Raw genomic sequence first — 24425 nt, 5'->3', positions numbered from 1 at the left:
TTCTGGCGGGGGCGGCCAGCGGGCCGCTTTGCTGAAGGAGGGTGCTGCAAAATGAATGCAAATTCATTTTGCGGCACCCTCTTTTGTTATGCTTTCAGGGTAGTCAGCGATGTGTTTGGATAATACCAGGAAAGAATCTGCTGATAGGTGGAACCCTGGTTGGCCATGTATTCTGCGCCGGCCTGACTCATGCCCACCCCGTGACCGTAGCCTTTTACCAAAAACACAAAGCTGCCGTTTGAATAGCTGACGGTAAAATTTGCGGAGCGCAGCCCGAACGCTGTACGCGCCGCATTGCCGGTAAGGGAGCTTCCGCCCACTGCCATGGTGGTTACGGAACCAGCTCCGGTGCGTTTGATTTCGCCGATCCACTGGGAGGGGTCGCCGTCCAGCTTGGCGCCGGATGCGGCTTTCAGCACCGCAGCCTTAAACTGGTCGGCTTTTAGTGCCACCGTGGTCTGAAAACCGCCCGCAAAGGCATCCCCGGGGCTTGCAACGGAAATCAGATAAGTACGCTTGCCGCCCCAAATATCTTCAGAAGCTTCTGTCTGCCCCGAAGAAATGGCAAAGTAGGTTGCGTCGATTAAATCCCCTTCATAGGTTAAAACCTGTCCGAAAACGCTGTCTGCAGCCTGCACCAGTTTTTTATAATAGCTGTCAAAGTTGGTTCCCCAGCGGGACTGCATCTGCTCTTTGGTGACGTAAATCTGCCAGTTTTGGGTGTCTGCGGAAAAGTCGGCACCGTTCAGGGCGGGATTCGGCTTTTTTCTGGCCTTTTCACGCAGCCGGCTGTAATAGGTGTAGGCAGCAACTCCCTGTGCTTTTAGTGCTTCTTCCGGTGCGGTGGGAGACACTTCAGATGCGATGGCACCGTACAGAAAACTGCGGTCGTCCACGTTCAGCACTTTTCCACTTGTGGTATCCAGAATTTTAAACCCCGTGTTTGCTGTTTGGCCGGCCTGGCCGGAAGAGCCTCCGGAGGAGGGCGCGGCGCTTTTCTGGGGAGAAGAAGAAGGCGGGGAGCTTTGAGCGGAACTTGGATTTTTTGCGGATGAAGTTCCGATTCCTTTTCCTGCGCCGGTTCCGCCCATAGCAAGAAACGGCAGGGAAAACATGATCAGGAACAGGAGCACCACCAGTAAAACTTTGCCTTTCATATCTTTTTACCACCTTTTCTTTGTATCGTCAGTTTTGGCAAATGGGAATGGCAGAAACGTCATCCCATAGGACACCATACGGCATGTAATACATTTTACATAAGTAAGAAACATAATATTCATAATTTCTTTGCTTTTATCGAATTAACTGTGACTTTAAGAGGAAAAATGAAATATTAAACATATTTTATTGCATAAACTTTATATTTGTGGGTATCTGGCTCATTGACTTTACTTTCTTCGTACGATAGAATAGTAAAGTTAATAGATAGTTTTCAGAAGATGAAACCGAATCTTGAATGGAAGGTGTGCTGAAGTGGCCGACACAGTAATTGAAAATCATCATTCCGAACTGGAGCTTCTCTGCAACGAATTTCGCGCGAATAATCAGATTCCGCCGGAAAAGTTCGAGCTTTACCAGGTGAAACGCGGGCTTCGCAATCCGGACGGGACCGGTGTGATGGCGGGCCTGACCCGAATTTGCAACGTGCACGGATATTTGATTGCGGACGGTGAACGTATTCCGGATGAAGGCAAGCTGACCTACCGCGGCATTGATGTGAAGGACATCGTGGAAGGCTGCATCGCGGAAAACCGGTTTGGGTATGAGGAAGTCGCCTGGCTTCTCTTGTTCGGAAAGCTGCCAACGAAATCGCAGCTGAACCATTTCTGCGCCATCCTGAACCGTTACCGTGAACTGCCGGAATACTTTGCGGAAGATATGATTATTAAGGCTCCTTCAAAAAATATTATGAATAAGCTTGCACGTTCCGTTCTGGCGTTGTATTCTTATGATGATAACCCGGATGACGATTCCTTGGAAAACAATATGCGCCAGGCATTTCAGCTGATTGCGCGTCTGCCCACCATTATGACCTATGCGTATCAGGTAAAGCGCCGCCATTTTGATAAGCAGAGCATGTTTTTCCATCCGCTGGATTCCAGACATTCTACAGCGGAATCCATTCTGAACGCAATTCGCCCGGACCGCGCCTTTACGGATGAGGAGGCGAAGCTGTTGGACCTGTGCATGATTCTTCATGCCGAGCACGGCGGCGGCAACAACTCTACCTTTACTGCGCGCGTGCTTTCTTCCACAGGCACGGATATTTATTCTGCTATCGCGGCGGCCATCGGTTCCCTGAAAGGTCCAAAGCACGGCGGTGCGAACCACCGTGTTATGACCATGATGAATGATGTGATGGAAAATGTGCATAATTGGGAGGACGAAACGGAGCTGACGAATTATCTGGAAAAGATTGTGCGCGGCGAAGTCGGCGACCATTCCGGTCTGATTTACGGTATGGGACACGCGGTTTATACCCTTTCTGACCCACGAGCCGTCATTCTGAAGAGCAAGGCGAGAAAACTGGCCGAAGAACGCGGAATGCTGAAAAAGTTTGAACTGTTCGAGCGTGTGGAAAAGCTTGCCCCCAACGCATTTGAAAGGGTTAAGGGCGATACCAAGGTAATTTCCGCCAATGTTGACTTCTATTCCGGGCTTGTTTATGAAATGCTTGGAATCCCAAGCGACCTTTATACGCCGATGTTCGCAGTTTCCAGAATTGCGGGTTGGTGCGCGCACCGCATGGAAGAAATGGAGACGTGCGGCAGGATTATGCGTCCGGCGTACCGTTCTCTTTCCAAAAGCAAACCTTACGTTTTACTGAACGAAAGAGACGAATAAATATTGGAGGGAGTATTCGTCCTATGAACAGGAAAAGCGCGTGGATTATTTCCGCCGCGGCTCTAATTGCCTGTCTGCCCATCCGCCTGTACCAGATTTTTTGCCTGTCCGACCAAGGTACCGGTTTTTACACCGATGGGGGAACATCTACTTGGATTTTGGTTTCGGTTCTTGCTATCGGCGTTATTTTGACTGTTGTTATGAGCCTGTGTGACCGGGAAGCACCGAAATCTTACTCGCCGATTCGCAGTATTCCGCTTGCCGTGTTCGGCGTTTTGTCCGGAATCGGTTTGGTTGGGCAATCCTTCATCAGCCTGGCGGCCGATGCTGGGCGGAACCATATCATGTATATGATTCTGTTTGTGTTGGGTATTCTTGCCGGCGTTGTTTTGATTTTCTTTGCCTATGATTTTGCCACGGGCCAGAACCATTTTGAACGGAATCCACTGCCTTCGCTGTTTCCTACTTTGTGGAGCTGCGCCTGTTTGGTGGCCCTTTTTCTGGAGTATGTGGCCGTTGTGAATATTGCCGATAATATTTACAATATTATTACTGTGATTTTTCTGCTGCTGTTCTTTTTCGCGCAGGCGAAACTCCTTTCTGGGGTGGAGCGTGAAAAAAGCGGCCGCATGGCATATGTATTCGGAATTCCCGCGGCGCTGCTCTGCCTGTTGACCGGAGTTGCGGATACTGCCGCGCTGGCCGGAACAATCGGCCGCCCGGAAGGGACGTTCCCCACCGGGCTGCATATTGTCACTATCGTTTTTGCAGTTTATATCCTCGTTTTTCTGGCCGCGTTCCGCCGCGCCGCTGCAAAGGAAAAGGAGGTTCCTGCCAGTCAGCCGGTGGTGGACGAACTGGTTCCCTCGGAAGAACCGATGATGATGTCGCAGTGGAAAAACTGCGTAGACTTGCTGGAAAAGGAATATCACAGTGAAATTCGTTTCCGGGAAAAAACAGAAAGCCCGTTTGCGGCGGCGGAGACAGACGAAATTTAAATTGTTAGTTAAAAATGTGACAAATCACTTGTAAATTGACTCTAAATGCTATAAAATATAGGGAGAAACTTAATTTTCAGGAGGTAAAATTTCTTATGGCTATTAAAGTAGGCATCAACGGCTTTGGCCGTATCGGCCGCCTTGTGTTCCGCGCTGCCGTTGCTCAGCCGGAAAAATTTGAGATCGTAGGCATCAACGATCCGTTCATCGATGTAGATTACATGGTTTACATGACCAAGTACGACACCATGCACGGCCATTTTGAGGGCGATGTGAAAGCAGAAAACGGCAAGCTCGTTGTGAATGGCAAATCCATCAATGTTTTCGCAGAAACCGATCCTTCCCAGATTCCGTGGGGCAAAATCGGCGTTGAGTACGTTGTGGAATCCACCGGCGTATTCTGCACAACCGAAAAAGCTTCTGCTCACCTTAAGGCTGGTGCAAAGAAGGTTGTTATTTCCGCTCCTGCAAAGGATAAGGAAACTCCGACCTTTGTCTGCGGCGTAAACCTTGACACATATACAAAGGACATGAAGGTTGTTTCCAATGCATCTTGCACCACAAACTGCCTTGCTCCGTTGGTAAAGGTTATCAACGACAAGTTCGGCATTGTGGAAGGCCTTATGACTACGGTTCACTCCACAACTGCTACCCAGAAGACCGTTGACGGTCCTTCCAAGAAGGACTGGAGAGGCGGCCGTGCTGCAGCTGGCAACATCATTCCTTCCTCCACAGGCGCTGCAAAGGCTTGCGCACTTGTTATTCCTGCAGTTAAGGGCAAGCTCACCGGTATGTCCATGCGTGTTCCTACCCTGGATGTTTCCGTTGTTGACCTGACTGTTCGTCTTGAGAAGTCCACCACATACGAAGAAATCTGCAAGGCTGTCAAAGATGCTTCCGAAAATGAAATGAAGGGCATCCTCGGCTACACCTCCGATGCTGTTGTTTCTTCTGACTTCCTCGGTGATTCCCGCACTTCCATCTTTGATGAAACTGCCGGTATCATGCTGAACGACCACTTCGTCAAGCTCGTATCTTGGTACGACAACGAATGGGGTTACAGCAACAAGGTCCTCGACCTCATCGCTCACATGAACGAAGTCGATAACAAATAATTTCAGCGTCTGCTGATGAAAAAACACCTCTTATTCGACGAAAATCGAATAAGAGGTGTTTTTGTTTTCGCTTCCTTTATCCATTGCCGAAAATCCGTGGGGCGGAAAGCAGGCATTCTCTAGCGGCAGACGCTTCCACCGGATATTTTGCCGAAGCCTTTCGGCGCCCCGTCCAAATAATTCCGGACGAAAGAAATATTCAGTCAGCGGAATATTTCATGGCAGAGCTGGCAGCCGGTCGGCGTGGCCGCACAGCCGCCCTTTGCGGTTTCCCGCAGTTCAATGGGAAGGCTGCGTCCTACACGGTAAAGCGCCGTCACCATTTCGTCAAACGGAATGGGATTTTTGACTCCGCTTAACGCCATTTCTGCGCAAACTAAAGCATTGGACGCACCCATTGCGTTGCGCGGCTGGCAGGGTGTTTCCACTAGACCTGCAATCGGGTCGCAGACCAGCCCAAGCAGGTTTGCTGTCGCAAGGGAGGACGCGTGCAGGCACTGTTCCGGTGTACCGCCCATCAGCTCTGTAACCGCGGAAGCCGCCATGGCGGAGGCCACCCCAATTTCCGCCTGGCAGCCGCCTTCGGCGCCCGCGACAGTGGCGTTGCGCATAAACAGGTAACCGACTGCTCCAGCGTTAAAGAGCCCTAAGATGAGCTGTTCGTCCGTCAAACCGAACTCTTCCTGAACAGCCAGCAGCGCTCCGGGCAGCACACCGGAGGAGCCTGCCGTCGGCGCAGCGACAATCAGCCCCATGGAGGCATTCACTTCCGGTACGCCGAGCGAATAGGCGACGGCTTTTGCCATCATACTTCCGCAGACGGGCTTATGGTTTCGGCTGTGGCGGGAAACAGCTTTCGCCTCACCGCCAATTAGCCCGCCGACGGTTTCCAGGTTTTCCTCCAGTGCCTTTTTTACCGCGCCTTTCATAATATCAAACGAATGGGCCATCCGCTCCCAGATTGCTTCCCGCCCGCATCCGGACACTTCGGTTTCCCTGCGGATCATAATTTCCGATATGGCCGCTTTGTGTTCCTCACAAAGCGCAAGCAGGGCCGCACCCGTATTAAAATTCATCATATCTATGAACATCCTTTCATGCCTATCGCTCAAATTCAGCCGTGTTTCCGGAAAGTGGTTTTGGTCTTATAGCTTAATGACCATCGCTTCGTAAATTTCGTGGTGCTGTTTGATTTGCCCGACTAACTCGGGTGGAATATCATTGTCGGTTTCGATGATGGTGTAAGCGTTTTCGCCTTTGCTTTCCCGGTAAAGACGCATGAACGCAATATTGATTTCGTACTCGCTCAGGCACTTTGTAATGTAGGCCACCACCCCGAATGTATCCCTTTGCTTAATGAGCAGTGTGGTCAAGTCACCGGTTAAGTCTACGTCAATGTTGTCAATTCGTTCAATCCGGCAGTCACCGCCGCCGGTTGAAACCCCACGTACGAATAACGTTTTTCCGCTGGCTTCCGTAAGGTAGATGTCGACCGTGTTGGGGTGCAGGTCCCGGTTGGCATCATCCGTTTCAAAGGAATAGCAAATTCCGCTTTCTTCGGCATAGCGGAAGGAATCCTTAATCCGCGCATCCTCTGTGGAAAAGCCCAGAATGCCGCCGAGCAGAGCACGGTCTGTGCCGTGTCCCTTGTATGTTTTTGCAAAGGAACCATATAATACAAACCGAACCGACTGAATTTTTTCGGTTGCCAGTTTACGTGCCATCAGGGCTATTTTCAGCGCCCCGGCGGTATGGGAACTGGACGGCCCAATCATGTTCGGTCCGATGACATCGAATATGCTGATTTCCTTCATAATATGCTCCATTCTGCTTAGTATTTTAACTGTATGGTTTTGAAGTTGTGTTGTCCCAACTGTTTGCTTTATTATAACGCCTATTATTTCGCAGTGCAATTTGTAACATGCATCCATGCGTTTTTCCGCGAACCTATTGTGGAAAACAGATTTCGAAAATGAATGATATGCTTGTTAAAAGACACACAAATCGACAAAACCAGTGTGATATACTATACCTGAAATAAAATTTATTGTTATTCCTGAAATTGTGAATGTTTTGTAACAAGTTGTATAAAAAATTATCGGTATAATAAAATATTATTACAAATATTTTACAAAATACTTGATATTTTACTATTTTGTGTTATGATAAATATATACAAATTGGAACACCGGATACCGGAAGGGAGTTGTTAAAATGCTGCAAAATCAACCCGCTCAGCCGTCACAGCAGAAAAGGCAGTATCAAGAACTGCTCGATTCGTTTTGCAGAGGAGATAACGCGAACGCATATGAATTTTTGGGTTTGCACAAAGAAACTGTGGATGGCAAGCCGTGTATGATTGGACGAGTCTGGGCACCGAATGCCAAGGCAGTGTCCATCGTGGGGGACTTTAATAATTGGCAGCCGGGGCAGCATACAATGGAAAAAATCGGTGGTGGCGTCTGGGAAGGTGTTCTTCCGTTTGAATTGAACCAATTCGATACATATAAATTCTGTGTGGTAGGACCGGACGGGGGTCAGGTACTGAAAAGCGACCCCTATGCGTTTCATTTTGAAACCCGGCCGGGCAACGCTTCCAAATACTACGATCTTGAGGGATACCACTGGAATGACGCGGCTTGGCAAAAGCGGAAAGCCGCCAAACCGCATTACAGCCAGCCGGTGAATATTTATGAAATTCACGCAGGCTCTTGGCGGCGGTATGCGGACGGCAATGTTTTTTCCTACGGAAAGCTGGCAGAAGAACTGATTCCGTATGTGAAAGATATGGGCTATACACACATTGAGCTGATGCCGATTACGGAATATCCGTACGATGGTTCCTGGGGATACCAGGTAACGGGGTACTTTGCGCCGACCAGCCGGTACGGGGAACCGAAGGAACTGATGAGCTTCATTGACCAGTGCCATCAGGCGGGCATCGGCGTAATTGTGGACTGGGTGCCGGCGCACTTTCCAAAGGACGAATCCGGACTGGCGCGTTTTGACGGAACGCCGTGTTATGAGTACGCCGACCCGCGCAAGGGTGAACACAAGGACTGGGGAACGCTGGTGTTTGATTACACCCGGGGCGAAGTGGTCAGCTTTTTGATTTCAAGCGCCGTGTTCTGGTTGGAAAAGTACCATGTGGACGGCATCCGCGCCGACGCGGTTGCCTCTATGCTTTACCTGGACTACAGCCGCAACGATGGGGAATGGGTTCCGAATGAAAACGGTGGGAAAGAAAATCTGGAGGCTGTGGCGTTTTTGAAGAAGCTGAACGAGGTGGTGTTTGCCCGGTACCCCGAAGTGATGATGATTGCCGAGGAATCCACCGCGTGGCCGATGGTTTCTCGCCCAACCTATTGCGGCGGGCTTGGATTCAATTATAAATGGAATATGGGCTGGATGAACGACATGCTTCATTACATGTCCCTCGACCCGCAATACCGGCCATATCATCACGACAACCTGACCTTTTCCTTTATGTATGCGTTTTCGGAAAATTTCATTCTTCCGATTTCCCACGACGAGGTGGTGCACGGCAAATGTTCCCTGATGAACAAAATGCCGGGGGAGAATGAACAGAAGTTTGCGGGTGTGCGCGCGTTCATGTCCTATATGATGGCGCATCCCGGGAAAAAGCTGATTTTTATGGGAACGGAAATCGGCCAATTTATTGAGTGGAATTATGAACAGGAGCTTGACTGGCTGCTTCTGCAGTATGAAACACACCGGAAACAGCAGAAATTTTTTAAGGACTTAAATCATTTTTATCGGGATACTCCCGCACTGTGGGAATTGGACTTTTCCTGGGAGGGTTTTTCCTGGATTTCCAACGACGATTACACGCAGAGCGTGATTTCGTTCCGAAGAATTGACCACAACGGCAATGAGGTGATTGCGGTTTGCAATTTTCAGCCCGTTAAGCGGGAAAACTACTGTATTGGCGTGCCGTGCGCCGGAATTTTTGAAGAAATCTTCTCTTCTGATCGCACAGAATACGGCGGCAGCGGAATCAGCAACGGAAATTCCATTCATACTTTGGATCAGCCGATGCATGGATACGAGCAGTCGGTCAGCCTGACTCTGCCGCCTCTTTCGGTTTTGTTCCTCCGGTGCCGGCGGCATCGGACGAAGATTTCTGCCTGCGCTCCGGCAAAACAGGCCGAGGCTGCGGGAGAGAAAAAGGGGAAAAAAGCACGGAGCGCAAAAAGTAAACAATCTGGAGGGAACTGATATGCTGCCAAAACAGGAAGTAGTGGCCATGCTGCTGGCCGGCGGCCAGGGAAGCAGACTTGGGGTATTGACCAAAAAACTGGCGAAGCCCGCAATACCCTACGGGGGAAAATACCGCATCATCGATTTTCCGCTTTCCAACTGTGTAAATTCGGGCATTGAAACGGTGGGTGTGCTGACGCAGTACCAGCCGCTGATTTTGAATGAATATATCGGCAGCGGCCAACCGTGGGATCTGGACAGCATGAACGCAGGCGTTCGGGTGCTTCCGCCGTATCAGCGCAGCCGAAAGTCGGACTGGTACAAGGGAACCGCAAACGCCATTTACCAGAATATCGAATACATTGAACGCTATAATCCGGAATATGTAATCGTTTTGTCGGGCGATCACATTTATAAGATGGATTATTCCAAAATGCTGGCCTATCATAAGGAAAAAGAAGCGGACTGCACCATTGCGGTCATTGAGGTTCCATTGGAGGAAGCATCTCGTTTCGGAATCCTGAATACCCGCGAAGACGGTTCCATTTATCAATTTGACGAAAAGCCGAAGGTACCGAAAAGCAATCAGGCCTCTATGGGAATTTACGTGTTTACCTGGAGCGTGTTGCGCAAATATTTGGAAGCGGACGAGGCAAATCCGAAATCTTCCAATGATTTCGGCAAGGATGTGCTGCCTGCCATGCTGAACGCAGGCGAGCGCATGTTTTCCTATAAATTCGAAGGGTACTGGAAGGATGTCGGCACGATCGACAGCCTGTGGGAATCCAACATGGATTTGCTGAACCCCAACATTCAGCTGGACCTGAATGAGGACAGCTGGAAAATTTATACCCGCAATCCGGTTATGCCTCCGCACTACATTGCACAGTGCGCAAAGGTGCAGAATTCCCTTGTGGCGGAGGGGTGCAATGTTTATGGGGAAATTGATTTTGCCGTGCTGTTTGCCGGGGTTTATATTGCGCCCGGCGCGGTGGTAAAGGATTCCATTATCATGCCCGGTGCCCGGATTGAGGAAAACGCAATCGTCCAGTATGCAATCGTGTCAGAAAACACAGTGATTGGAAAAGGCGCAGTTGTGGGCGCACGCCCGGAGGAAACGGAGAAAAAGGATGAATGGGGAATCGCCGTTATAGGGGACGGCTGCCGGATTGCTCCTGGCAGCATTGTACCGCCGAAGGCAATGATTGACAGTGAAACGCTTGCGGCGGAGGAGGTACGTGAATCATGCGCGGCAACAATGTAATGGGTCTGATTTTTTCCAATGTACATGAAGAAAAAATCAGGGAGCTGACCGAACGCAGAACCATGGGTTCCGTTCCGTTCGGAGGAAGATATCGTTTGATCGATTTTCCACTTTCCAACATGGTAAATTCGGGGATTAACAAGGTCGGGGTTCTGACTAAAAGCAACTATCAGTCGCTAATGGATCACCTTGGTTCCGGTAAAGCATGGGACCTTTCCAGAAAGAGGGAGGGACTTTTCCTGCTGCCCCCGTTCGACAGCCGGAGCGCGGTTTCCAACAGTCGGGTGGAGTCACTTGCTTCGATTGCGGCTTACCTGACGAATTCCCGGGAGGAATATGTTTTACTGAGCGACTGCGATGTCATCTGCAATATCGATTACACTGACGTGCTTGCTTTTCACATGAAGCGCGGCGCAGATATTACGGTAATTTACCAGTTCGGTAAGCTGCCGGAGAAAATATGCGAACCAACGGTTTATTCCATTGACCCGGACGGTCGTGTGCGTGACCTTTTGGTCAACCCGAATGTGGACGGTGACTGCAACTTTGGCATGAGTATGCTGCTGCTGCGAAGGGAACTGCTGATTCGGATGGTAAACGACTGTGTCAGCCGCAACCTCTATAATTTTAAGCGAGACTTTTTACAGCGCAATATTTCAAATTACGCGGTTTACGGGTATGAATTCAAGGGCTACGCGCAGTATATCTGTTCTATGAACCATTACTTCGACGCAAACATGTCGCTGATGCTGCCTTCCGTGCGGGCCCAGCTGTTCCAAAAGGACCGCCCGATTTACACCAAGGTGCGCGACGATATGCCCGCCCGTTACGGGCTTGGCTCCCATGTGACCAATTCGCTGATTGCGGACGGCTGCGTCATTGAAGGTTCCGTGGAAAACTGCGTTTTATTCCGCGGGGTGCACATTGGAAAAGGTGCTAAAGTGGAAAACTGTGTGATTATGCAGGACAGCGTCATCGGCCCGAACTGCAGGCTGAATTACGTGGTAATCGACAAGGATGTAAATATCCGGAACGACCGTTCGCTGCTTGGCTTCCAGTCTTATCCGGTGTTTATCAGCAAAGGGAGCGTTGTATAATCGGCCTGCTGGCCGAACCATTCACGGCAGCCCGAGAAAGCTTGCACTTTTATCCCGAAAAGTAGAATTTAACGATACCAAACTGAAAGTCAAGGAGGACTTCCCATGAAAGTTTTATACTGCACGAGTGAAGCAAGGCCGTTTGCTGCGACCGGGGGTCTTGCAGATGTAGCAGGTTCCCTGCCGCAGGCGCTTCGGCTCCGACTGATTGGCTGCCGCGTGGTGATGCCGTTGTATGAAGATATTCCACAGGAACTGCGGGATAAAATGACGTTTCTGACTAGTCTTTCCGTTCCCGTGGCGTGGCGGCGACAGTACTGCGGTGTATTTGAAGCCAAATCCGGCGGCGTTATTTACTATTTAATCGACAATCAGTTTTATTTTAAGCGCAGCGGGCTTTACGGCCATTATGATGACGCTGAGCGCTTTGCCTTTTTATCGCGTGCGGCGCTGGAAATGCTGCCTTATATTGATTTTCACCCGGATATTATTCACTGCAACGACTGGCAGACCGCTTTGCTGCCGGTTTACTTAAGCAAGTTCTATTCCGGCAACGACTGGTACCGGGGAATCAAAACCATCATGACCATTCATAATATCCAGTATCAGGGCAAATACGGCATGGAATTGCTGGAGGATGTGCTTGGCCTTCCCCAGTCCGACCGTTCCGTGCTCGAATACGACGGTTGCGTCAATCTGCTGAAGGGCGGCATTGAGTCGGCAAACCGCGTTACTACCGTCAGCCCGACCTATGCGCAGGAAATTCTGGACCCGTGGTTTTCCTATGGATTGGACAGCATCCTGAAAGAGCGCAGCTGGAAGATTTCCGGCATCTTAAACGGAATAGATACGGTTACTTACGACCCGGAAACCGATCCGGATCTTTACGCGAATTATACCACGGAGAATGTGCTTTCCGGAAAGCGGAAGAACAAGCTTGCGCTGCAGGAACGCCTTGGCCTGAATCAGGATGAAAATGTACCGCTGATTGGCATGGTTACCCGGATGGTTGCACAGAAAGGCCTGGACCTTGTCAGGGAAACCATGGAGCGTCTGATGAACGAAACCAACGCGCAGTTCGTTATTCTTGGTTCGGGCGACTGGGAATACGAGTCGTTTTTCCGCGAGAAGCAGTCCGCCCATCCCGGCAGAGTCTGCGCCTGCTTCGGTTTTGTACCGGAGCTTTCCCGGAAAATTTATGCGGCTTCCGACTTGTTCCTGATGCCGAGCAAGAGTGAGCCGTGTGGCCTTTCCCAGATGATTGCCCTGCGGTACGGTTCGATTCCGGTAGTCCGCGAAACAGGAGGACTGAAGGATTCCGTTCAGGACAGCGGTGACGGGGAAGGAAACGGATTTACCTTTAAAAGTTACGACAGCGGCGATATGTATTACGCCCTGGAGCGCGCCTTAAAGGGCTGGCAGGACCAGGAAGGGTGGGAAATCCTAGTCCGCCGCGCAATGCAATGCGACTACAGCTGGGGCCGTTCCGCCAACGAGTATATCCGACTGTACCGGGAACTGCTCAAGAGCGAATAAAGCGGGATTTAATACGAAGAGCGGCCTGCCGAAAAACGGCAGGCCGTTTTTACCATAAGACGCAGAATTTTGTCACATCTCGTATTATTGCATGGTATTAATACTATTAGTATAGAAAGAGCCCGGCTTTCGGCGCTTTTTCCGGTACCGCGAAACGGGGGTTAATTGTCCGGTCGGAAGTATAAACGAGCGTTCTTTTGTTAAAATATTCATTTGTAGATAAATGTAAAAAATTTGCCAGAGGAGGGGAATTTATGCATTTGGATTTGTCGGAAGAGGAACAGACGCTGCTGAAAGAAATCCGAAACGCAAAGCGCTTCCCGATTGTACGTTTGGAACTGCACAATTCCGAGGAAAAAGATTTGGTCAGCATCGCTTTGAATTATGTGCGCATTAACGACCCAGAGGAATCCATGGAAACGGTCAAAGCGCGCGGGGAAGCGCTGCGCAGCCTGATGGAACGCGGGCTGGTTTTTATTGATTACACGGTGAAAGTCTGGGTTTCAGGCGATTACAGCGTATATTATAAGAGCAAGATTTACGAACTACTTTGCCAGACCGTTATGGAAGGGGCAAAGCTTCCCGGTGCGGTTTTTAATTTGCCGTATATGCGCAAAGGTTACGCATACCTGACCCGGAAAGGAGAAAAAACCGCAGCGGTTCTTTAGTGTTATAAAAACAACAAAGGCATCCGTCCATTTTTTTGGACGGGTGCCCTTTTGTGTTACACTTTCAGCATGAAACAACCAGCCGGTGCTGGTTGAAACAGTTATGATTTCGGCTTGAAAAAGCCAGCGGCTGCGCTTATAATGATTTATGTTTCCAGGTGCGTTAAATTTCGATTTTTTAACGCTTAGTTGCTGTTTTTGATTCCTTTTTCGCTCCCATTTGAAGCTCCGCGTTTTGAATCAGATTAAAGAGTGAAGAAGAAAACAGCGGGTATTCGGCGGAAAGTTTCTCTGGCGAAAGTTCGGGAATGTCACCTTTTGCCACACCCTGCATTCCTTCTACATCTTCCCCAAGCGCCAGACATTCCGCGTTGGAAAGCGAAATTTCCTGCGCTGCATTGCAGCGGCCGCTGCTCAGCTTGAGCGGGATGGAGAACATCCCCTGAGGATTTTTGGCGTTTGCAGAATACAATAAGCGGAACGTTTTGTAGACCGAAAGGTTCAGGTAGGACGAAACTTCGGTGGTTAGGTGCTTGTTTCCGCACTGCTGAAGAATACCGTAAATAATGTTGAGCGAGTTTGCGATTAGCTTTTTATTTAAGACTGGCAGAAGACTGCCCTTCAGGACATTTTCTTTTCCCATTGCGTCTGGTTCGGGGATATCGTCCACTGAAATAGTCGCGCCATTGCGGTCAGGGGTTCTTCCCAGCAGATAATCGCAGGAAACTCCGTAAAAATCCGCGGCCCGAACAACGAAGTCAAGGCCGCATTCACGAATTCCCTTTTCGTAGTGCGACAAAAGAGCCTGAGAAACATCCAGTTCCTCGGCAGCTTTTTTTTGACTTAATCCGCGTTCTTTTCGCAGCAAAGTGATTATTCTGGGAAAATCATTGTTCATGTTCCATAGTCCCCTGTCGAATCGTGGATGAAATTAACGTCTTGTAAAGTATATAACAAATATAACGCTATGTAAAGCCGCTAGATATCGTGCTTTTTCATATTTTGTCTGCATGTATCTTGTTATTACAACTTATAAAACTTTAAAATAAAATTTGTGACCACTTTTCGCCTTTTGTGACTGGATACTGCTCATGACATTCAAAATGCCGATAAATCAGGATCAACATGACTGCTGCCGTGCAGTCGGCCGAATACGCCGGTTGTTTGAACAAGCCCCGAAAGAACAGAAGTTTATATTTAATTTATCGGTTGGAGAACAAAAAAATTAAATGCAAATTTGTTTAAAATAAAAGGAGTAATTTCATGAAGTCTTATACCATTCATTTAATCCGCCACGGTATTTCTCAGGGCAATCTGGAGGGCCGGTACATCGGCTCAACAGACTCCCCGCTTGCGCCGGAGGGGATTGCTCGATTAAACCAACTGAAGAGTCTAGGTGCCTACCCCGAAGCTGAGGCCTATTTTTCCAGCCCGCTGAAACGGAGCATTCAAACAATAAAACTACTGTACCCTGAAGTGCAGCCCGTGCTGATCGACGACTTTCGGGAATGCGATTTTGGCGACTGGGAGGGGAAAACCGCAGAAGAATTGTCGAATGACCCAACGTTTGCCAAATGGGTGGAAAGTGGAAGCGCAGTAACCCCGCCGAACGGGGAAAATGGCGGAGTCTTTATGCAGCGCGTCTGCGCCGCCTTTGAAAAAATTGTGGATTCCATGTTGCGTTCCGGTACCACCAGTGCAGTGATTGTGGCGCACGGTGGGACGCTGATGTCGATTCTTTCGATGTACGGTCTGCCGCGTGCAAATTACTACGACTGGATGACGGAACCCGGGGGCGGGTATTCCCTGCGCATTACGCCGGGCCTGTGGGCGCGCTCTATGGTAGCGGAGGTTTACGCCACCATTCCCGCCGGGAAAGCCGAGGATTCCAGCGATTCGAAGCTGGTCATTGACCTTGCACGGGAAGCCGCAGACCGCGCATTTGGAAAAAATGGAAAAAAAGAGAAAAATGAATCTTGACAACCCGTACAGCATAAAATATAATATTGATTGATCTTATACACAGGAAAGGCAATGAAGGGAATAAGACATTTGCCGAAATTCTTCAGAGAGCCGGCGGCTGGTGTGAGCCGGTGATTTCGCTTTTGTGTATAGCTCATCCCGGAGCCGCCGTTTCGATGCTTTCAGCGTGAGAAGCGGCCGCAGCGGCAGCGTTATTGGCCGGGGCCTTGTTGGAGGCCGCAGAGGGTTTCCGCGAAGCGGAGCCGAATTTGGGTGGTACCACGAATGCGTTCATTCGTCCCGAGCACAGCGTTTGCTGTGCCCGGGACTTTTTTTGTAATACGAAAACTCCCGGCTATGCCGGGAGTTCCAAAAAAGCTTTAGCGATGAGTATAGTAAAAAGCCTCCTTTTGATATAATAAAGCTGCGGTCTGCCAACTGCAACAAGACATATCAAAAGGAGGAACATTCGACATGAAGACGAATGACATAGATAGTTTAAACCATACGAGCTGGAATTGCAAATACCACATAGTGTTTGCTCCCAAGTACCGTAGAAAAGTAGCATATGGAAATATGCGGGTTGAGATAGGGAAAATATTAAGAGAACTGTGTAACTGGAAACAGGTGGAAATTGTAGAGGCAGAGGTTTGCCCCGACCATATACACATGTTGGTAAAGATACCACCGAAGATGAGCGTATCCGGATTCGTAGGGTTTCTCAAAGGGAAAAGCACCTTGATAATTTTTGAGAGGCATGCAAATTTGAAATACAAATATGGAAATCGTACATTCTGGTGCAGGGGATATTTTGTAGACACGGCAGGAAAGAATGACAAAGCAATAGCCGAGTATATCAAAAATCAACTGGCAGAAGACCAGATTGAAGACCAGATGACGCTAAAGGAGTACGTCGACCCGTTTACGGGTAGCAAGTAACAAGCTTTTGCAATTGGCAGACCGTACCAGCGCCTTGAGGCGCCGCCAGAAAAACAGGGCTTTGCCCGCATATGAAGAACCCCCGGCTTTGCCGGGGGGTAACTATTATTTTCCGAAAAGGAGCGGTTTTTTACATTTTCCTTTCAGCTTCCAACCGCTTTCCTAATATTATTTTTTATGATAGGAGTGTTCGATTATGTACGAAGGCTGCAAAAAGTATGTTCCATTCCAGCCAATCCGTCTTCCAGACCGCCAGTGGCCTGACCGAGTGATTGACAGAGCGCCTGTTTGGTGCAGCGTAGACCTACGCGATGGCAATCAGGCGCTGATTGACCCCATGAATCTGGAAGAGAAGCTGCTCTTTTTTCAGACTCTGGTGGATATCGGTTTTAAAGAAATCGAACTTGGTTTTCCGTCTGCCTCGGAAACAGAGTATGAGATTCTTCGCACCCTAATCGAACGCAATCTGATTCCGGACGACGTCACCATTCAGGTTTTGGTGCAGGCGCGACCGCACCTGATTCAGCGGACATTTGAGGCAATCCGCGGCGCAAAGAACGTGATTGTTCATTTTTACAATTCGACCTCTACACTGCAGCGCAAGGTAGTTTTCCGCACCGACATGCAGGGCGTAATCGACATTGCGGTGGAGGGCGCGAAACTGATTAAGCGCCTGACCGATGAGGAAGTGAAAAAGAGCGGTGCGAACATCCGGTTCGAGTATTCACCGGAGAGCTTTTCCGGTACGGAAATTGACAATGCAGTGTTGATTTGCGAAAAGGTGATGGAAGTGCTGCAGCCCACCTCGGAAAACAAACTGATTCTGAACCTGCCGAACACGGTGGAGGGCAGCACGCCGAACTGCTATGCCGACCAAATTGAATATTTCTGCCGCCATATCAAAAACCGCGGCAGCGTGGTCATCAGCCTGCATCCGCACAACGACCGCGGCACCGCAACCGCTGCAACGGAGCTTGGCCTGATGGCCGGCGCGGAGCGTGTGGAAGGTACGCTGTTTGGCAACGGTGAACGCACCGGAAATGCAGATATTATGGTGGTTGCCATGAACATGTACTCCCAGGGTGTGGACCCGGGCCTTGATTTTTCCCATATTCGAGAGATCCGGGAAGTTTACGAGAAATGCACGAAGATGAAAGTCCACGAGCGCCATCCCTATGCGGGTGACCTGGTGTTCACCGCGTTTTCCGGTTCGCATCAGGACGCGATTAAAAAGGGATTCGATTATATGGCGGAAAGCGGCACCCAGTACTGGGAAGTTCCGTACCTGCCCATCAATCCGGCGGACGTTGGACGCGAATATGAGCCGATTATCCGCATCAACAGCCAGTCTGGCAAAGGCGGCGCAGCGTTTGTTATGCAGCAGAGTTTCGGCTACGAGATGCCCAGGGCTATGCACCCGGAATTCGGCTCCATGGTCAAAGCGGCGTGCGACGAAGCGGGAAGAGAACTGAAGCCGGAGGAAATTTTCTCAATTTTCCAGCGGGAATATTTGCAGGTCAACTCCCCCTTTAACCTGAAGAAGTATAAGCTGTACGAAGAAAACGATATCAGCGGCAACACCTTGGTGCATTTCGAGGGAATCCTCCGCTTCGGGCATGAGGACCATCCGATCAGCGCATCCGGCAACGGCCCGATCAGCGCGTTTTTCCGCGCTATTGCGGGGGTCGGCATTACGGACTTCAAATTTATTTCCTATAGTGAGCATGCCATTTCTGCCGGCGAGGACTCCAAAGCGGTATCCTATATCCACCTGACCGCACCGGATGGTTCGGATGTTTTCGGTGTGGGCATCGACCACAATATCAGCCTGGCTTCCATCAGGGGAATCATCTGCGCCATCAACCGTGCGGCGGAACACCATGCGAATGCGCATTCTCAATCGTAAAACGTTTTGTGGAATCAAATTTTTGGAAAATACCGTTGGAACGGAAAGAAGAACTCCCGGTTTTAAGAAAGGATGGTTGGAATCATGAAAGAATATCGCATTGTATTGCTTAAGGGCGACGGCATTGGACCGGAAATTGTCACGCAGGCCGTCAAGGTGCTGAACCACGCCGCCCTTAAATTTGATTTTCGCGTTCAATTTGAGGATGCGCTGCTCGGCGGCTGTGCCATTGACGCGACCGGCGTGCCGCTTCCGCAGGAAACCATTGAAAAATGCAAGGCAGCAGATTCCACACTGCTTGGCGCGGTGGGCGGCCCCAAATGGGATTCACAGCCCGGCGGGAACCGCCCGGAAGCGGGTCTGCTCGGTATTCGCGGTGCGCTGGGGCTGTTTGCCAATCTGCGCCCCGCCGTTATTTTTGAGCCCCTGCGCGGCGCTTCTCCGCTGAAGCCGGAAATCATTGGCCAGAACCTGGATATTATGCTGGTCCGGGAACTGACCGGCGGCATCTACTTCGGTGAGCGCGGCCGTAAAACGGTCAATGGGGCACAGGCCGCATACGATACGGAGCAGTATTCCGTACCGGAAATCGAACGCATTGCCCGTGTGGGGTTCGAAATGGCGAAAAAACGCAGCGGAAAGCTTTGCAGCGTGGACAAGGCAAATGTTCTGGAATCTTCCCGCTTGTGGCGCGCAACGGTTGCAAGAATCGGAAAAGAGGAGTATCCTGAGATAGAATTGAGCCATCTGTATGTGGACAACTGTGCGATGCAGCTGGTGCGCAACCCGAAGCAGTTTGACGTTATCGTGACCTCCAACATGTTCGGTGATATTCTTTCCGACGAGGCGTCCATGATCAGCGGTTCCATTGGAATGCTGGCTTCCGCAAGCCTGGGCAGCGGCAAGGCCGGGCTGTATGAGCCGATTCACGGCTCTGCGCCGGACATTGCCGGAACCGGAACCGCCAACCCGCTGGCCACGATTCTTTCCGCCGCCATGATGCTCCGCTATTCGCTTGACGAGCCGCAGGCCGCGCAGGCTATAGAGGACGCCGTTGCGGCGGTGTTGAAAATCGCCCGTACGCCGGATATCTGGACGGAGGGCCTGAAAAAAGTCAGCTGTGAGGAAATGGGCGATTTGGTCTGTAACCTGCTGTAAATTGAAAACTGGGAGCAATGCGGTTCATGCATGACAAGCATCATTACGATAAAAAAGCGGCGGCCTTTCGAAAGGGCCTGAAGGACGGGGTGCCGATCTGTCTGGGATATCTCAGCGTTTCTTTCGCATTCGGCATGATGGCGACCCAAGGCGGAATGCCTGCCTGGGCGGCGCTGGTAATTTCCATGTCGAACATGACAAGTGCCGGACAGGTCGCCGGAACGAATTTGATTCTTTCTGGCGGCCTTTATCTGGAACTTGCGGTGACCACCTTTGTAATTAATATTCGCTATATGCTGATGTCACTTTCCCTTTCGCAGAAAGTGGACGAGTCTATGACAACCCTGCAGCGCTGGGTGCTATCGTTCGGCGTGACGGATGAGATTTTCGCGGTTGCCATGCAGCAGGAGGGCGCCGTGACGGCGGAGTATTTTTCGGGCTTGGTGCTGACCCCGTACCTTGGCTGGTCGCTCGGCACACTGCTGGGTGCAACGGCAACCAACCTGCTTCCGGCCGGGGTGCGCACGGCGCTGGGCATTGCGATTTACGGCATGTTCCTCGCCATCATTATTCCGCCGGCGCGCAAGGCCGCCCCGGTGGCAAAGGTGGTTCTTTTTGCCGCCCTTCTAAGCTGCCTGTTCCGCTGGGTCCCGGGGCTGAACCGAATTTCCGGCGGCTGGGTGATTATTCTTTGCGCGGTGGCTGCATCGGCATACGGTGCGCTGTGTTACCCGATTCAGGAAACGGAGGGCGCAGCGAATGAGTGTTGAACGGATTCTAATCGGCACCCTGATTATGGCAGGGGTTACTTATTTGGTGCGAATGCTTCCGCTGGCGATTTTTAAGAAGAAAATTACGAATCGCTTTGTACGTTCGTTTCTGGCCTATGTTCCTTACGCGGTTCTGGCGGCCATGACGCTGCCGGAAATTTTGTATTCCACGGGGAGCGTGTACTCCGCCGGGTTTGGTCTTTTGGTTGCCCTGGTGCTTGCTTATCACAACCGGGGGCTGCTGACGGTTGCGCTGGGTTCCTCCGCCGCCGTATTTGCGGCGGAATGGCTGCTGCGCGCATTTCAACTGATGTGATTAATTGATACAAAATAAAAAGAGGCCGCAGTGCGGCCTCTTTTTTGAAGTAACCACCGATTCCGTCGTAAGACGGCAATTCAAGGCCGCAAAAATTCGAACCAGAGCGGCTCTTGAATTGCTTTCATTCGCGGTTACTTAATACTTCGATTAAATTGAGAACGTTTTTAATAGCCAAACTGGCCGCTTAGGGATTCGTCGTTGGTAATCCAGTCTTCTACGTTTACGGTAAAATACTGTGTTTTGGTGTCGCGCACAATCACCCGCGTAATACCCGCGTTAATAATCAGTCGTTTGCACATGGAGCAAGGGGAGGCGTGTTCCACATAATTGCCGGTTTTCATATCCCGCCCCACTAGATAAAGCGTGCTTCCAATCATGTCGCGGCGGGAAGCGCTGATAATGGCGTTGGCCTCAGCATGCACAGAGCGGCACAGCTCGTACCGTTCCCCGCGGGGGATGCCGAGCGATTCCCGTACGCACATGCCGGTGTCGATGCAGTTTTTGCGTCCGCGCGGCGCGCCGGTGTAGCCGGAGGAAACAATTTCGTCGTGTTTTACAATGATGGCGCCAAAATTCCGGCGCAGGCAGGTGCCCCGCTCCAGAACGGTTTCGGCAATATCGAGATAGTAGTTTTCTTTATCGGTCCGGTTCATTTTCATGCCTCCTAAAAATCGTGGCTTTCGCTGCTCCATGGCCGTGTTGGGGTCGACCAAAGTCGATTGCAGTTGCTTTTCCTTTGTTTCTATCATATTGTATTTTGCGGGAATAATCAATGGAAATTTCAAAAAGCGCGTGATATAATAATACCAACCGCAATGGCGAAGGGTATGATTCGAAACATTGCGGTGCGGCGATGCAATTTTCGGTTCAGCTGTTGCTTGTTGATGCGCCGCAATGAAAATGGAATTAACATGGAGAAACATTTTACATGAATTTATCGGATCTTTCCACGATCAAAAGTGTTCTGTCCCGCCACGGCTTTTCGTTTGCCAAATCACTGGGCCAGAATTTTTTAATTAATCCCGATGTGTGCCCCCGCATGGCGGAGGAAAGCGGGGCCGGGGCGGGAACCGGCGTTCTGGAGGTTGGGCCCGGTATCGGGGTTCTTACCGCAGAGCTTGCCAAACGCGCCGAAAAGGTGGTTTCGGTGGAACTGGACCGCCGTCTGCTTCCGGTGCTCCGGGAAACGCTTGCCGATTTTTCCAACGTGAAAGTCGTGAACGGCGATGTAATGAAGCTGGATTTAAAACAGCTGATTTCGGAAGAGTTTTCTGGTATGGACGTGGTGGTCTGCGCAAACCTTCCTTATTATATTACTTCTCCGGTGATTATGAAGCTGCTGGAAGAGCGCCTGCCGGTCAAATCAATTACGGTCATGGTGCAGAAAGAAGCTGCTGAACGCCTTTGCGCAGCGCCGGGCACCCGCGCCTGCGGCGCCGTCAGCGCTGCGGTTCGCTACTTTGCAGAGCCGGAGGTTTTGTTCGGGGTAGACCGCTCCAGCTTTGTTCCGCAGCCGAATGTGGATTCTACGGTGATCCGCCTGACCGTGCGCGAAGAACCCCCGGTAGCTATCCGCAGTGAAAAACAGTTTTTCGCGCTGGTGCGCGCTGCGTTCGGGCAACGGCGGAAAACGGTTCTGAATTCGGTTTCCGCCGGCCTGTCGCTGGGCCGGGAAGTGGTGACTGCCGCACTGGAACGGGCGGGAATTGTGCAGAACGCCCGCGCTGAACAGCTTACCATGGAACAGCTTGCGGCTCTTTCCAACGAGCTGCCGCAATAAATTCCGAGAGTTCTTCTTGCACTTTCGATTTTTATTCCGTCATTTTTACAGATAAAACCCGGGCAGTCGCCGAGAAAGGCAGTCGAAAGGCCGTTTCGAAGTTTGGCGGCTTTTCAGATGGAGTGTGTCCGGAAAAAGGAGGAGCGGGCTATGACGGACGGGAAAATGGCGATTTCTTTTTTTGTGGTCGGGCTGGGGCTGACTTTGGCTTCCATGGTGCTGGGTCCGTTTGAAATTACGGAATGGGCCATTGCGGCGGCCGTTGTGGCCTGCTTTTTGGCATTGGCCGGCATGTATCTGGCGTTCTGGAGCTGGAACGAGCCGGATGAACCGGAGCAGCCCGCCCAGCCGATTCCCATTAAGCGGCAGGAAGAAGAAACGCCGCCGCAGGAAAGCAAATAACATCCGATTCGGTTGGAACGCAAAAGCAGCCGCTGTGCAGAAAGCACAGCGGCTGCTTTTGTTCCCATGTTCCCCAAAAAGAACCGCCCGGGGTTACGGGCGGTGAGGGAGGAGAAAATATGAAGAAGAATTTATGATAACAGCCTCGGCGGAGGCAGCCTCGGCGAAGGCATCCTCTACGGAGGAATTATTTTTTGTCTGTCATTCGACGGCCCGGTATTCCGTCCTTTCCGTCTTGTGGCAGTAGGCATTGATTTCATAGTTTTATTTTACCGTGATTCTATAGATGATCCATGAATTGGTTTTTAACTTTTTAAAAAGAATATATGACCAAATTAAGAACAAAAACCGGAGCCGCCCAAGTGCGTAATGGCGGTTCCGGTTTATTGGTTTGCGGACACAGCGTAATGTTACCGTTTTGAAGAATCGTTTTTCGCTTCAAGTTCGTTTTCCATCTGATTTCCGATTTTCCGAAGCTTTTCCACAGATGTAATTTCGTTGACATGCCGGTTCAGCATTTCCTTGACCTCCAATGGCAGGGAGTCGAAATAGGCGGCCGCGGTTCTGTCCCCGTTGCGGTGAAATCCCCACCCGCGGTTCCATCCATCATACAGATCCATACTATCACCCCGCGATTAGTGTTTGAAGAAACAACGTTCTTATCGCAGGGAAATAATACTAAATGAGAAAGCGGTTTCAGGCGGTTTGATCCACTTCACATCCGGTCAACCGGTATCCGACATTTTTTATGCAGACAATTTTTGTCCCGGATTGCAGCGAGGCAATCTTTCGCCGCAGGTAGCTGATGTAAACTTCCAGATTATTGTCAGCCAGTGCATCAAATCCCCATAGTTTTGTCATTAAGTCTTCTTTGCCGACAATATTTTTTCCGCTTAAAAACAGATATTTCATAATAGCCATTTCTTTATTGGTCAGCCCCACAGACCGATTTTCTTTGGAAAGTTCATACGTGCCCAAATTGAGGGTTAGGTCATCAAAATGAAGCTGGTTGTCAAATATGTATTCTGCTTTTCGGCGTGAAACGGCGTTTAAGCGGGCAAGAAATTCCGAATCGGCAAACGGAATTTCCACAAAATCATCCGCTCCGTTGTCCAGCGCACGCACCTTCTCGCTGACTGTACATTTTTCCGAAATCATCATAATCGGTACGGAAAGCTTAGCACGGCGGATTTGCCGGAGCAGGTCGATGCAGTTGGTTTCCGGTGCGGAACAATCCAGAATGGCAGCCTCATAAACGCCGCTTTGAATCTCGTCAAAAGCCTGTTCGCTGGCTTCGGTGCAGTGAACCTCGTAGCGCTTTTTGGAAAGCAGGCGGTTTAATTTTGTTTTCAGTTTATTATTGTTCTCAAGAAGCAGAATTTTCATGATGGGTCCTCCCAAAGAAGTATAGACTAATTATATCAGTTGTCACTTTTTCTTGTGTGA

At 50.3% G+C, this 24425-nt stretch carries 23 protein-coding genes and 1 other annotated feature; of the genes, 16 read left to right on the top strand and 7 right to left on the bottom strand.

The annotated features are described in order from the left end of the window. Nucleotides 1-86: 86 nt before the first annotated feature. Nucleotides 87-1157, bottom strand: a complete 1071-nt coding sequence (gene spoIID, locus ACSVDI_RS12010; protein ID WP_457943209.1) for a stage II sporulation protein D — start codon at nucleotides 1155-1157, stop codon at nucleotides 87-89. A 316-nt stretch (nucleotides 1158-1473) separates the two neighbouring features. Here spoIID and ACSVDI_RS12005 point away from each other — a divergent pair, with 316 nt between their 5' ends. The 3 genes from ACSVDI_RS12005 to gap all read left to right on the top strand — a co-directional run bounded on the left by ACSVDI_RS12005 (nucleotide 1474) and on the right by gap (nucleotide 4957). Next, nucleotides 1474-2844 (top strand): citrate/2-methylcitrate synthase, encoded by a 1371-nt coding sequence (locus tag ACSVDI_RS12005; RefSeq protein ID WP_457943207.1) that lies wholly within the window; start codon nucleotides 1474-1476, stop codon nucleotides 2842-2844. Between the two features lie 23 nt (nucleotides 2845-2867). Then, a complete protein-coding gene (locus tag ACSVDI_RS12000) occupies nucleotides 2868-3842 on the top strand; it encodes a hypothetical protein (RefSeq protein ID WP_457943205.1) in 975 nt (324 codons plus the stop codon). A gap of 95 nt (nucleotides 3843-3937) precedes the next feature. Further along, complete coding sequence (gap, locus tag ACSVDI_RS11995; RefSeq protein WP_457943204.1) at nucleotides 3938-4957, top strand: type I glyceraldehyde-3-phosphate dehydrogenase; 1020 nt, start codon at nucleotides 3938-3940, stop codon at nucleotides 4955-4957. Between the two features lie 203 nt (nucleotides 4958-5160). Here gap and sdaAA read toward each other — a convergent pair whose 3' ends face one another. After that, complete coding sequence (gene sdaAA / locus ACSVDI_RS11990) at nucleotides 5161-6036, bottom strand: L-serine ammonia-lyase, iron-sulfur-dependent, subunit alpha (protein ID WP_457943202.1); 876 nt, start codon at nucleotides 6034-6036, stop codon at nucleotides 5161-5163. Between the two features lie 66 nt (nucleotides 6037-6102). Further along, nucleotides 6103-6771, bottom strand: a complete 669-nt coding sequence (gene sdaAB / locus ACSVDI_RS11985) for an L-serine ammonia-lyase, iron-sulfur-dependent subunit beta (RefSeq protein ID WP_457943201.1) — start codon at nucleotides 6769-6771, stop codon at nucleotides 6103-6105. 400 nt (nucleotides 6772-7171) lie between these two features. Here sdaAB and glgB point away from each other — a divergent pair, with 400 nt between their 5' ends. The 5 genes from glgB to ACSVDI_RS11960 all read left to right on the top strand — a co-directional run bounded on the left by glgB (nucleotide 7172) and on the right by ACSVDI_RS11960 (nucleotide 13743). After that, entirely contained in the window at nucleotides 7172-9196 is a 2025-nt protein-coding gene (gene glgB / locus ACSVDI_RS11980) for a 1,4-alpha-glucan branching protein GlgB (RefSeq protein ID WP_457943199.1), read from the top strand. 1 nt (nucleotide 9197) lies between these two features. Further along, entirely contained in the window at nucleotides 9198-10442 is a 1245-nt protein-coding gene (locus ACSVDI_RS11975; protein WP_457943198.1) for a glucose-1-phosphate adenylyltransferase, read from the top strand. After that, complete coding sequence (gene glgD / locus ACSVDI_RS11970) at nucleotides 10424-11539, top strand: glucose-1-phosphate adenylyltransferase subunit GlgD (RefSeq protein ID WP_457943197.1); 1116 nt, start codon at nucleotides 10424-10426, stop codon at nucleotides 11537-11539. The genes ACSVDI_RS11975 and glgD overlap by 19 nt, the downstream gene beginning before the upstream one ends. A 105-nt stretch (nucleotides 11540-11644) precedes the next feature. Further along, nucleotides 11645-13075 (top strand): glycogen synthase GlgA, encoded by a 1431-nt coding sequence (gene glgA, locus ACSVDI_RS11965; protein WP_457943195.1) that lies wholly within the window; start codon nucleotides 11645-11647, stop codon nucleotides 13073-13075. A 254-nt stretch (nucleotides 13076-13329) separates the two neighbouring features. Next, nucleotides 13330-13743, top strand: a complete 414-nt coding sequence (locus ACSVDI_RS11960; RefSeq protein WP_457943193.1) for a hypothetical protein — start codon at nucleotides 13330-13332, stop codon at nucleotides 13741-13743. A gap of 178 nt (nucleotides 13744-13921) precedes the next feature. On the opposite strand, the gene ACSVDI_RS11955 is transcribed toward ACSVDI_RS11960, so the two are convergent. Then, on the bottom strand, nucleotides 13922-14641 hold the full coding sequence (locus ACSVDI_RS11955; RefSeq protein WP_457943191.1) for a helix-turn-helix domain-containing protein: 720 nt from the start codon (nucleotides 14639-14641) through the stop codon (nucleotides 13922-13924). 365 nt (nucleotides 14642-15006) lie between these two features. Here ACSVDI_RS11955 and ACSVDI_RS11950 point away from each other — a divergent pair, with 365 nt between their 5' ends. The 6 genes from ACSVDI_RS11950 to ACSVDI_RS11925 all read left to right on the top strand — a co-directional run bounded on the left by ACSVDI_RS11950 (nucleotide 15007) and on the right by ACSVDI_RS11925 (nucleotide 20794). Further along, the gene (locus ACSVDI_RS11950) at nucleotides 15007-15723 is read left to right on the top strand and encodes a histidine phosphatase family protein (protein WP_457943189.1); all 717 of its coding nucleotides are present in this window, start codon (nucleotides 15007-15009) and stop codon (nucleotides 15721-15723) included. Between the two features lie 45 nt (nucleotides 15724-15768). Beyond that, nucleotides 15769-16011, top strand: a binding site (T-box leader). 168 nt (nucleotides 16012-16179) lie between these two features. Continuing rightward, the gene (gene tnpA, locus ACSVDI_RS11945) at nucleotides 16180-16644 is read left to right on the top strand and encodes an IS200/IS605 family transposase (protein WP_457942767.1); all 465 of its coding nucleotides are present in this window, start codon (nucleotides 16180-16182) and stop codon (nucleotides 16642-16644) included. A 196-nt stretch (nucleotides 16645-16840) separates the two neighbouring features. Next, a complete protein-coding gene (leuA, locus tag ACSVDI_RS11940; protein ID WP_457943188.1) occupies nucleotides 16841-18550 on the top strand; it encodes a 2-isopropylmalate synthase in 1710 nt (569 codons plus the stop codon). 84 nt (nucleotides 18551-18634) lie between these two features. After that, nucleotides 18635-19708 (top strand): 3-isopropylmalate dehydrogenase, encoded by a 1074-nt coding sequence (gene leuB / locus ACSVDI_RS11935; protein ID WP_457943186.1) that lies wholly within the window; start codon nucleotides 18635-18637, stop codon nucleotides 19706-19708. 26 nt (nucleotides 19709-19734) lie between these two features. Then, nucleotides 19735-20478: an AzlC family ABC transporter permease gene (locus ACSVDI_RS11930; RefSeq protein ID WP_457943185.1), complete on the top strand. Its 744-nt coding sequence runs from the start codon at nucleotides 19735-19737 to the stop codon at nucleotides 20476-20478. Then, complete coding sequence (locus ACSVDI_RS11925) at nucleotides 20468-20794, top strand: AzlD domain-containing protein (protein ID WP_457943184.1); 327 nt, start codon at nucleotides 20468-20470, stop codon at nucleotides 20792-20794. Before ACSVDI_RS11930 ends, ACSVDI_RS11925 begins: the two co-directional genes overlap by 11 nt. 167 nt (nucleotides 20795-20961) lie before the next feature. Here the strand turns inward: ACSVDI_RS11925 and ACSVDI_RS11920 are convergent, their stop codons facing one another. Beyond that, a complete protein-coding gene (locus ACSVDI_RS11920; protein ID WP_457943182.1) occupies nucleotides 20962-21450 on the bottom strand; it encodes a deoxycytidylate deaminase in 489 nt (162 codons plus the stop codon). Nucleotides 21451-21725: 275 nt separating this feature from the next. On the opposite strand from ACSVDI_RS11920, the gene rsmA reads away from it, so the two are divergent. Both rsmA and ACSVDI_RS11910 read left to right on the top strand, forming a co-directional pair. Then, on the top strand, nucleotides 21726-22577 hold the full coding sequence (rsmA, locus tag ACSVDI_RS11915; protein ID WP_457943180.1) for a 16S rRNA (adenine(1518)-N(6)/adenine(1519)-N(6))-dimethyltransferase RsmA: 852 nt from the start codon (nucleotides 21726-21728) through the stop codon (nucleotides 22575-22577). A 150-nt stretch (nucleotides 22578-22727) separates the two neighbouring features. Further along, complete coding sequence (locus tag ACSVDI_RS11910) at nucleotides 22728-22979, top strand: hypothetical protein (protein WP_457943178.1); 252 nt, start codon at nucleotides 22728-22730, stop codon at nucleotides 22977-22979. 410 nt (nucleotides 22980-23389) lie between these two features. Here ACSVDI_RS11910 and ACSVDI_RS11905 read toward each other — a convergent pair whose 3' ends face one another. Continuing rightward, the gene (locus ACSVDI_RS11905; RefSeq protein WP_457943176.1) at nucleotides 23390-23599 is read right to left on the bottom strand and encodes a hypothetical protein; all 210 of its coding nucleotides are present in this window, start codon (nucleotides 23597-23599) and stop codon (nucleotides 23390-23392) included. 76 nt (nucleotides 23600-23675) lie between these two features. Next, nucleotides 23676-24365: a response regulator transcription factor gene (locus tag ACSVDI_RS11900; protein WP_457943174.1), complete on the bottom strand. Its 690-nt coding sequence runs from the start codon at nucleotides 24363-24365 to the stop codon at nucleotides 23676-23678. Nucleotides 24366-24425 lie beyond the last annotated feature (60 nt).

Source organism: Caproiciproducens sp. LBM24188, assembly GCF_054130445.1.
Note: the sequence above shows the minus strand (reverse complement) of the source record. Positions and strands in the feature narration are given on the sequence as shown.